This is a genomic window from Nocardia sp. NPDC004123 (assembly GCF_053603795.1).
Genome location: NZ_JBSGGG010000007.1, coordinates 317,140 through 326,057 on the forward strand (window position 1 = coordinate 317,140; position 8,918 = coordinate 326,057).

The 8,918-nt window shown below is 67.6% G+C and carries 11 protein-coding genes and 1 pseudogene; 5 read left to right on the forward strand and 7 right to left on the reverse strand.

The features are described from left to right. Positions 1-275 precede the first annotated feature (275 nt). Positions 276-407, forward strand: coding sequence for a hypothetical protein (locus tag ACWEQQ_RS12810; protein ID WP_452348305.1), 132 nt, complete (start codon positions 276-278; stop codon positions 405-407). A gap of 125 nt (positions 408-532) precedes the next feature. Here the strand turns inward: ACWEQQ_RS12810 and ACWEQQ_RS12815 are convergent, their stop codons facing one another. The 6 genes and pseudogenes from ACWEQQ_RS12815 to ACWEQQ_RS12840 all read right to left on the reverse strand — a co-directional run bounded on the left by ACWEQQ_RS12815 (position 533) and on the right by ACWEQQ_RS12840 (position 4,927). Further along, positions 533-955 (reverse strand): hypothetical protein, encoded by a 423-nt coding sequence (locus ACWEQQ_RS12815; RefSeq protein WP_452348306.1) that lies wholly within the window; start codon positions 953-955, stop codon positions 533-535. A gap of 549 nt (positions 956-1,504) precedes the next feature. Further along, positions 1,505-2,170 carry an anti-sigma factor family protein gene (locus ACWEQQ_RS12820; RefSeq protein ID WP_452348307.1) on the reverse strand — a complete coding sequence of 222 codons (666 nt, stop codon included), beginning with the start codon at positions 2,168-2,170 and terminating at the stop codon, positions 1,505-1,507. Next, positions 2,167-2,715: a sigma-70 family RNA polymerase sigma factor gene (locus ACWEQQ_RS12825; RefSeq protein WP_452348308.1), complete on the reverse strand. Its 549-nt coding sequence runs from the start codon at positions 2,713-2,715 to the stop codon at positions 2,167-2,169. Before ACWEQQ_RS12825 ends, ACWEQQ_RS12820 begins: the two co-directional genes overlap by 4 nt. Continuing rightward, positions 2,715-3,197, reverse strand: coding sequence for a COG4315 family predicted lipoprotein (locus tag ACWEQQ_RS12830; protein ID WP_452348309.1), 483 nt, complete (start codon positions 3,195-3,197; stop codon positions 2,715-2,717). Before ACWEQQ_RS12830 ends, ACWEQQ_RS12825 begins: the two co-directional genes overlap by 1 nt. 524 nt (positions 3,198-3,721) lie before the next feature. After that, positions 3,722-3,937, reverse strand: a pseudogene (locus ACWEQQ_RS12835) (methyltransferase); the annotation flags it as partial. A 519-nt stretch (positions 3,938-4,456) separates the two neighbouring features. Then, positions 4,457-4,927 carry a DUF2269 family protein gene (locus ACWEQQ_RS12840; protein ID WP_452348310.1) on the reverse strand — a complete coding sequence of 157 codons (471 nt, stop codon included), beginning with the start codon at positions 4,925-4,927 and terminating at the stop codon, positions 4,457-4,459. Between the two features lie 278 nt (positions 4,928-5,205). Between ACWEQQ_RS12840 and ACWEQQ_RS12845 the strand changes: the two genes are divergently transcribed. The 4 genes from ACWEQQ_RS12845 (at position 5,206) to ACWEQQ_RS12860 (ending at position 8,537) form a co-directional block, all read left to right on the forward strand. Then, positions 5,206-6,159, forward strand: a complete 954-nt coding sequence (locus ACWEQQ_RS12845; RefSeq protein WP_452348311.1) for a GlxA family transcriptional regulator — start codon at positions 5,206-5,208, stop codon at positions 6,157-6,159. A gap of 543 nt (positions 6,160-6,702) precedes the next feature. Next, on the forward strand, positions 6,703-7,383 hold the full coding sequence (locus ACWEQQ_RS12850) for a DJ-1/PfpI family protein (RefSeq protein ID WP_452348312.1): 681 nt from the start codon (positions 6,703-6,705) through the stop codon (positions 7,381-7,383). A gap of 36 nt (positions 7,384-7,419) precedes the next feature. Beyond that, on the forward strand, positions 7,420-7,749 hold the full coding sequence (locus ACWEQQ_RS12855) for a hypothetical protein (protein ID WP_452348313.1): 330 nt from the start codon (positions 7,420-7,422) through the stop codon (positions 7,747-7,749). Next, positions 7,746-8,537 (forward strand): DUF3159 domain-containing protein, encoded by a 792-nt coding sequence (locus ACWEQQ_RS12860; RefSeq protein ID WP_452348314.1) that lies wholly within the window; start codon positions 7,746-7,748, stop codon positions 8,535-8,537. The genes ACWEQQ_RS12855 and ACWEQQ_RS12860 overlap by 4 nt, the downstream gene beginning before the upstream one ends. A gap of 66 nt (positions 8,538-8,603) precedes the next feature. Here ACWEQQ_RS12860 and ACWEQQ_RS12865 read toward each other — a convergent pair. Then, the coding region (locus tag ACWEQQ_RS12865; protein ID WP_452348315.1) for a MarR family winged helix-turn-helix transcriptional regulator at positions 8,604-8,918 on the reverse strand (315 nt) is incomplete at its 5' end.

Here is an 8,918-nt window from a genome sequence, read left to right on the forward strand (position 1 = left end):
GATACACGCTCTTGCTCTACCTCCGCCGCCGGATCCCATGGGCGAGAACGGCTTTGACCGTTGTCAGGGTTTTGAAGAGTACGCCCGAGGTCGCCGACGGAGGTGATCTTCATGTGGTAGGTGAAGGCTCCGTTCTCGTCCGGGACGATCGTCTCCTCTCCGTATCGCGGTGACCACGATCCCGGCGGTGGGGTCCATACCGGTCAGTGGGGCGGACACTTCTGGATTATTGCCGGATCCGATTGTCCGACACCCCGCATCTATGGGCCTCGACGTTGTTGAGCAAGCAGGGCGCGCTCGACTGGTACGAGCGCAGGATCGCCGATCAGGAGAAGTACGTCGGCAAGTTCCACGACACCGACCGGGCCCGGGCCGCCACCACTGACGACGCTCCGGGCGACCACTGATCGTTTTTCGAACGCGCCCGTCAGGTTCGGGCTTGGGGTGCAGGCCTGAGCTAACAGGGCGTGGCTGATGACCGCGGCGCCCCCGGGTTCGGTGCCGGGCTGGGCGTGGTTGTCCGCGGTGCCGGTTAGAAGTCGTCGTCGTGCCCGGCGAGCTGCCGCCCCAGCAGCCTGGCCGCATCGATGATGCAGCCCAATGGTTCTTCATACTTCCAAGAGTCGCCGTAGCGGTCGTCGCGCTCGACGGCCTCGGTCAGCCGGAGCGCGTGTCGCAGCATGATCTGCTCATCCATTACGACGAGCCCGCCTATAGTGCCCGTGCTGCCGACCTTGTTGAGTATGGCCAGGAGATCTACCTTGTCGGCCTCGGCGAAGGGCCTGTCGATCTGGATCCAGTCCTCGCCTGCCCGCCTGATCACGACGTCCGGGGCGGCCCAGTCCTCTTCGGCGTCGATGACCTTGACGCTGATCTTGTCGGGCTCGACATGCACGCCGTAACTGTTCTCAGAAATGCGGTCGACCAGAGTGTCCCACTCGTAGCTGTTTTCCACGTGTTTCCCTCCGTGATCGTCAGTGTCAGGCTGATGCGGAGCGTAACAGAATCCACTGTGGCCGAATGGAACTCGTGCGATCACTACGACACTGTGCGACTGGCCGGCACGCCAGCAGCGAGGTGTTCAGATCCCTGCTCAGGATCGATTGCGGCCGAGCGGAATTCGCTTGCCACGGTGTGGGCTCTGCCTCGGCCACCGCGGCAAACCGCGAGGTCTGCGCACGATCGCCGCCCTGGCCGCGAAGACTCCTGACCAGGTTTCGGCCTCGGCGGGATCGCCCCGCTCCTCGAGACACCGAGGTTGTTCATGGGTTGGCGGGCCTCCGGAAAGTAGGGACAATGTTGGGCGCTGTCCCTGGGCCGGGCGGTGGCGGTCGACATGGGCTAGCTGGAGACCCGAAGAGCCCACAGCTGCGCATACCCGAACTCCCGCTCGATGAAGGCATCTGCTGTAATCGCCCTGGACTGGTGTTTTGCACGGCCCTGAACAGCGGCTACCCGAACTTCGTTGTTCTGCGGGGTTACTACCGGAACCCCGATTCCGGCGTCAGCCGGTCGCGACGGCGACGGGAGTGCCGCTGTCGGTACGGATTTCGATGCGGTGCACGGTGTCGGCGCGGAACGAGACCGCGCCGGTCACCTTGATGGGGTTCACCGCGGGCGTGATCCAGGTGGCGGCGGGTTCGCTCTGGCCGTTCGCGCCGACCGCCACGGCCGTCAGGCGCAGCCCGGCGGGAAGGTCGCGCAGGGTGAGGTGCAGTTCGGTGCCCCACGGTTTGGGCGTGAGATCGATTGTGCTGCTGGATGTTCCGGAGCCGGTGGTGAACGCGATGACACGGTCGGTGGCCGATGTGCCCGGCGACTCGGCGGGGTGCAGGACGAATCCGAGTGCGACACCGGCGGCCAGCGCGGCGGCGGTGAGGCCCGCGGTCGCGAACACGCGGCGCCTGCGCTGCGCGGCCCGGGCGGTGGATACCGCGCGCAGCGTCTCCCGCAACGCCACAAAGGACTGCTCCTGGATGGGTGAATCATCCTGCGGTGCTTCGGCTTTAGCCAGTAGTCCCGGTACGACGGCGAATTCGGCCAGTTCCCGGCGGCAGGCCGGGCAGTCGGCCGAATGAGCGTCCACAGCGGCCTTGTCGGCCGGGCCCAGCCCGCCCAGCACGTACGCGCCCAGCAGGTGCCGGTAGTGCTCGTGTCCGGCGTTGGTCACCGGGTCACCCCCAGTTCGTCGAAGATGGAACGTAGTGCGCGCACCGCGTAGTAGCTGCGGGATTTGACTGTGCCCTCGGCGATGCCAAGCCGCCGCGCGGTCTCGGCCACGCTGCGATCGCGGAAGTAGAGCTCGACTACGACGGCCCGATGCTCGGGCGAGAGGCGAGCCAGGGCGTCGGAGACCAGCCAGCCGTCGATAGCCCGATCCAGCGGCTGATCGACGGCGGCCAGATCGGCCAGATCGGCATGCTCGACCGATGCGACAGGTCGGCGCTGTTCGGCGCGCCACCGGTCCACCAGAACCCGGTGTGCGGTGGTGAGCAGCCAGCCGCGAATCTCCGGCTCGGTGATGTCCTTGCGGCGCAAGGTTTCCACCGAGCGCCAGGCCCGCAGCAACACTTCCTGGGTGAGATCCTCGACCTGGTGCGGATCGCGCCATCGCCCGTGCAGGTAGTTGCGTACGGCCCGGCCGTGGGCGGCGTCGATCGCGGTCAGGAACTCCTCGTCCGAGACCGTTCGGTTTGCCGCCCACGGCAGCCGCATCAGCGAATCGCCTCGCCCTGGGCGTCGAGCAGGAACCAGACATCCATGACGCCCTGACCGGCGGTATCGCCCGGATTCTTGTCGCCCGCAAAGTAATACAGCGGTTTGCCCGCATAGCTGGCCTGCGCCGACCCGTCGGCACGCGTGACCGTGCCGAGTTTAGCGGCGTCGATACCCGTGCCCGCGGTGACGGCCGCGGTCACGGCGGGCCACTTCACCAGACACTCACCCGCGCACGCGGAGTGGCCGGGCGTGTCCTTGGTGAACAGGTACAGCGCGCGCCCGGAACCGTCCGCCAGCGCCTGCCGTCCGCCGAGGGTCTGCACCCCGACGGTCGCGGCGGCCTGGGCGTTGGTGACCGATGCCGTGGTGGTGCCGGAGGCGGTGCTGCCCGCCTCGTCCTTCGCGCCCGATCCACACGCGGTCAGCGCAACCGTTCCGGCCACCACCGCGGTGGCCACCATCCAGCGTCGCAATGTCATCGGTGAGCTCCCATCCTCGGTTTTCCAGTGCGTACGGGGGACGCCGCTCATTCCGGGCAGGTTCGATTCCACGCTGAACTGTGACGCAGCCCACTTGCGAAGGGCCTTCCCGATCGGGTGCACACCGTGGGCGTCGAACATCGGGCGTCGCGGGCCACCCAGATCGGCCGGAACACCGTCAATCTCGACTTCGATCGGCCCGAGACCCGGCAGAACGGTACGGGCTCTGTCGGCTCCGCGTGACGGAGCCGGGAAACTACAACAAGATCGGGCGTCCCGCCACCGCGTCGACCGGCTGTGTCGCGTGGCCTGTCCTCCATGGGAAACACGTTGGGTACAGGGTCGGCTGGTGGTGACGGGGCGTCCGGGTGAGATCGCGAATTCGTACCTCACCGAAGTGGCGCTCCGGGCCCAGCTCACGAGTGGTTGCTGCGGTCAACAGTGGCTCTCAGGGGATGAGATCGGGCGGGAGTGAGTTCCGGGACGTAGAGTCCGCCGCTTGACGGCCTCTGCCCGGACTCCTTCTACCGCTGGGGCAGATCGAGCGCCTGACCGTGCAGTTGCGGGTCGGCGTGCACCAACCCCAGCACGAAATCGCCGTCCGCACCCTCGATGTCGACGACCCTCGTCACCCCGGCGGTGTCGACCGCAGCCAGAGCGCCCGGAGTAACCAGACCGGAAAGCTCACCCATCGCGCTCGCGAACTGGGTCACCTCCTCGACGTCGGTCATGGCATCGAAATCCTTTACTCCTCGATTCGAGCTTCCACCGCCGCAGCCGACGTCCGGCGATCAGCGCTCTCGGTCCCAAGTCGAAGTCCGCTTCGGGGCCCGCTGTTCGAGCACGTCCTGGGCCCGAACTCCTCAGCGCTGGAGCAGGCCAGGTTCGTCGTCCCGCCCCGAGGTCGTCCCCGGCGCCTCCCTGCGAACAGGCGGCACCGACCGAGAGGTCAGGGCTCGGCCGACTCGCCATGTAGGGGCGGTCAGGACTGGGGTTTTGGGCGCCCGCGCGGTCCAGGCTTCGCAGTGCCAGCATGCCGCCGACGCCGGGTATGGCCGACAGCAGGATGCGCTGCCCGGTGGAGTGGGCGTCGCGCCAGGTGGCGATGACGCCGTAGAGCCAGGCGAAACCGTGGATCGGGCCGGTCAGTGCGGCGACGGTGTGCGCATCGAAGGTGGTCATGTTCGTCAAGAGCGTGGCGAGTGTGATCAGCTCGATCGTTGCGCAGATGCGCAGCGGTTTACGGGTGGTCATGGCGTTCAAGCTCCGGTGGTCGAGCCGGGACGGACGATCATCAGTACCGTGACCGTGGCCCACAGCAGGTTGAAGACTCCGGTGAGAATCGCCAGCCGAGCTGTGACTGCTCGATCGAGACGGGGCTCGGCCGTCGTTTCGGCAAGGGCGGTGAGGATGGAGTGTTGGCGGGGCAGCACCAACAGGCCCAGCACCAAGGCGGCGACGCCTGTCAGGGCGATGGAGATGATCAGCCAGGGGCTGCCCAAGACATGCATCAGGCTTGCGGTGGCGAATCCGAACACCGGAACAGCGATTGCGATCTGCGCGTAGACGCGGCAGATCCGGTTCAGGACTCGCACACCCGCGAGGGTCTCATCGCCTGGGGCTGAGGCAGCTCGCCGGACTGCCGCGGGGAACATGCTGGCAGCGACCGTCACGGGGCCGATGGTGATGATGGCCGCCAAGACGTGGACAGCGAGCACGAGCTTGGTCATCGAGCCGCGCCCTCACCGCGGTGCGGGTGGACATCGGGCAAGGAACAAAGGGGCAGGGTGGGCATGTTGGTACGCCTTCTCACGTGCTTGGGCCGGAAGCGGTGAAGTCCTGATAGAGGGACTACCGACATCGGAGCCTAGGAACGAAGAACCACCGACTCCCAGTAGCTGGAATGACAGAATCCAACGGATTCTCGCCAATCCTTTGACCTGCGCCATCGTGAACCGTAGGACGGAGACGGTGATCGCGGTTTTGTCCGGAAATTGAGGAGTCGTAAGTGCACACCGTTGCGGTTCTGGCACTCGATCAGGTCATCCCCTTCGACCTGTCCACGCCCTTGGAGGTGTTCGCACGAGTCCGGCTGCCGGACGGGCGCCGCCCTTACCAGGTGCGTGTTTGCGGGCCGGGTGCACAGATCCCGGCAGCCGGATTCATGATCATCGCCCCCTGGGGCCTGGACGGGCTTGCCGATGCCGACACCGTGATCGTTCCCGGTCGTGCGGAGGGTGCGCCTCCGCCAGGCGAGGAGGTGCTGGAGGCGTTGCGCGCGGCGGCGGCCCGAGGCACCAGGATTGCCTCGATCTGCGTCGGCGCCTTCGACCTCGCCCTGACCGGACTGCTCGACGGACTGGCAGCAACCACGCACTGGGTTGCCGCCCCCGATCTAGCCCGATGCTTCCCCTCGGTCGAGGTGCGCCCCGACGTCCTCTATGTCGACAACGGGCAGCTGCTCACCTCCGCAGGCGCCTCGGCGGGGCTCGACCTGTGCCTGCACATGATCCGCCGCGACTTCGGCTCCGCGGTGGCCGCCGATGCGGCCCGACTGGCGGTCACCCCGCTGGAACGCGAAGGGGGCCAGGCCCAGTTCATCGTCCTTCCCCAGCCACCGGTTCCGCAGGGTTCCACGCTCGAACCGGTGCTCGCCTGGATGGAGGAGCACCTCGGTGAGGAGCTGACGCTCGACCTCATGGCTCAACGCAGCAGCATGAGCGCGCGCACCTTCAGCCGTCGGTTCCGCGAGCAGACCGGCACCACACCGCTGCAGTGGCTGCTGCGGGCCCGGGTGCGGCGGGCGCAGTTCCTCCTGGAGAACACCGACCACACCATCGAGCGCATCGCTGACCAAGCCGGCTTCGGTTCCCCGACTGCCTTCCGCGAGCGGTTCAAGCGGGTCGCCGGCACCACGCCGCAAAGCTACCGCGCCACCTTCCGCAGCAGCGAGCACGCCTGAGGAGCTCCGCCTCGAAGGGAGATGGATCGCGACCAACGCCTCCGTCCGATGCTCTCCGGAGATCGAACCGGGCCCCGACATGCTCCGCGTCGACAGCGGGCAGCTGCTACTTCCGCCGGTGCGTCGACCCCGCAGTGCGGGAAGTGCGAGCGCAGGTTGGGCTGTTGCCTCGGCAGCAGACCGGCACCACACTGCACCGGCTCTGCAGTGGGCCCTGTATCCAGCGACCGTAGCGCCTGCTGGAGCCCCGCAACCGTGTCGCGGAGCGTATTTCCAGGTCGGGCACCGGCTCCGGTTCGCCCATCGTCTTCTGCGAGCTGTCCACGTGCGTCAGCGGGACAACCCCGTATGGCTGCGAGGTCAAAGGGACAGAGCGAGTGAGCTCGGACGCCACCGGCGCACAGCTCCGAGCGACGGCAAACGACGTGTGGCGAGATCCCGTTGGAACGTGTCATTCGAGCCCACCCTTGCTGTGCACACCGGCTCCTAGCATCGATGCGAAGTCGGTGACCGCCGACTCCCGGACTAACGAAAGGCACCCATATGCACGCCCAGATCGTGTTGTTCGACGGGTTCGACCCGCTTGACGCCATCGCGCCGTTCGAGGTCCTCCATGCCGGCGGCACTGCCTCCGGGGGCACCGTCAGCGTGGAGCTGGTCAGCGCCGAAGGTCCGCGGGAGGTCGTCAGCGGGACCGGCGGCCTGTCGCTGCGCGCCACTGGCACTCTCGACCCGCATCGGCCCGGCGTCGTCGTTGTTCCTGGTGTCTCCGGGCGCGTCGGCGAACCCGGCGACGCCGCAGAGTTCGAAGACACCGGTGCTCAGGAGGACGCCATCCCAGTGCGGCTGGGCCGCACGCTGGACACCGAGCTGCCGGTGCTGCTCGAGGCCGCCATGGAGGACGCGCGGATCACCGTGGCGACGGTCTGCGGCGGCTCGCTCGTCCTGGCCATGGCCGGCCTCCTCCAAGGTCGCCACGCCACCACCCATCACCTGGGCCTGGACCTGCTCGACGCGACCGGCGTCCACGCCGTGCGCGCACGCGTCGTCGACGACGGCGACCTGGTCACCGCCGCCGGGGTCACCTCTGGCCTCGACCTCGGCCTGTACCTGCTGGAGCGCGAAGTGGGTCCGCGGATCGCCCATGCCGTGGAGGAGTTGTTCGCCCACGAGCGCCGCGGCACCACCTGGCGCCCCGACGGACCCGAGCCCGCCACTTTCTGAGCGCCCCGCACGTGACGAGCTAGGAAACGCTACTTCATGTCCACTGAAATCGAAGGTGTTTGGGACCTGACCATCATCACGCCCATCGGGCGGATGCGACCCGTCGTCGAACTTCGCACGGAAGGCGGGCTGCTGGTCGGCACCGTCCACGGCGCGGGCGAGAACCTGCCCCTGCAAGACATCGCCCTCAACGGTGACCGGTTGACCTGGAAACAGTCCATCACCCGCCCGATGCGCCTCGACCTGACCTTCGCCGTCACCGTCGACGGCGACACGCTCACCGGTACCTCCAAGGCCGGTCGTCTCCCCTCCTCGAAAGTCACCGGCCGACGCCGCCCCGACGACGCCGCAGAGCCGACGCGATGACGACACTCCGCGCCACGTCCACGTCCACAGTCACTGCTGCGGCTGCGGCAGGCGCACCCACCCTGGCGTTCCTGGCCGCCAACGGGATCGGCGGGCTACGACCCGCCTCAGCCGCCGCCACGGTGACCGCCGTGCTCGTTCTCGCGTGGCGGTTGCGCGCCCGGCAGCAGGTCGGGCACGCAGTCGTCGGATCCCTACTGGCGACGGCGTGCGCCGCCGTCGCAGCCTGGACAGGACAGGCGCGGGGGTTCTTCCTGCTCCCGATGGCGATCCCGGCTGCGGCAACGGCAACATGCCTGCTGTCTCTCTCGGCCGACCGCCCCTTGGCCGGTCTGGTCGCGAACAGGATCGTGGGCGGCCCACCCGGGTGGCGCTCGAACCGGGTGCTGCACCGCTTCTACGCGGTATCAACGGTAGTGATCGCGCTCGTGAGTTTCGTGAGCTTGGCCGCGCAGGTGGCACTCTATTGCTGGAGCAACGTCGCCTGGCTGGGGCTCCTACACATCCTCATGGGCCCGTTATGGGCTGCCGTCACAGCGCTCTCCATACTGTTGGCCCGCAGAACGGTCACCCGCGAGCGGAACGCCGTTGAGGCCGACTACTGGCCTGATGAACTGGCCCGGGCACCCCGGACTGCGACCACCGTCGGTACATGCCAGTCCCTTGGCTTTCCCCTTCCCGCCGCACCGCCCCTTCCTTCCGACATCCAGAAACGGTTCCGGCACTGGCTTCTGACTCACGGCCCCGCCGAACCGAATATCGCAGTCGATGACATAGACAGCTTGTGAAACCTGAGCAGAAGGCAATAGTGCGATAGTTGCGGCCCTGCCCACTCCCGTCCGGCGTGAGACGGTTCAGCCAGAATCGCGGTTGCGGAGCAGACACAGGGAGTCGGCGAAGCGGGGGGTGCGGTCGCCGAGGGGGGCGAAGAAGTCGCGGTCGCAGGTTTCGACGGCGCCGATGGCCCGATTGACCAGGGCCGCACCGGATTCGGTGGGAACGAGGGATTTGGCGCGGCGGTCGGTGGGGTGATCGCGCCGTTCCAGCAGGCCCTTCTGTTCCAGGGTGCGTAGTACCTGGGAGGTCATCATGGGGTCGGTGGCGGCGTGGTCGGCGAGGTCGCGCTGGGTGACGGGGTCGCCGCCCGACCGGCTGGTGAGCCAGGTCAG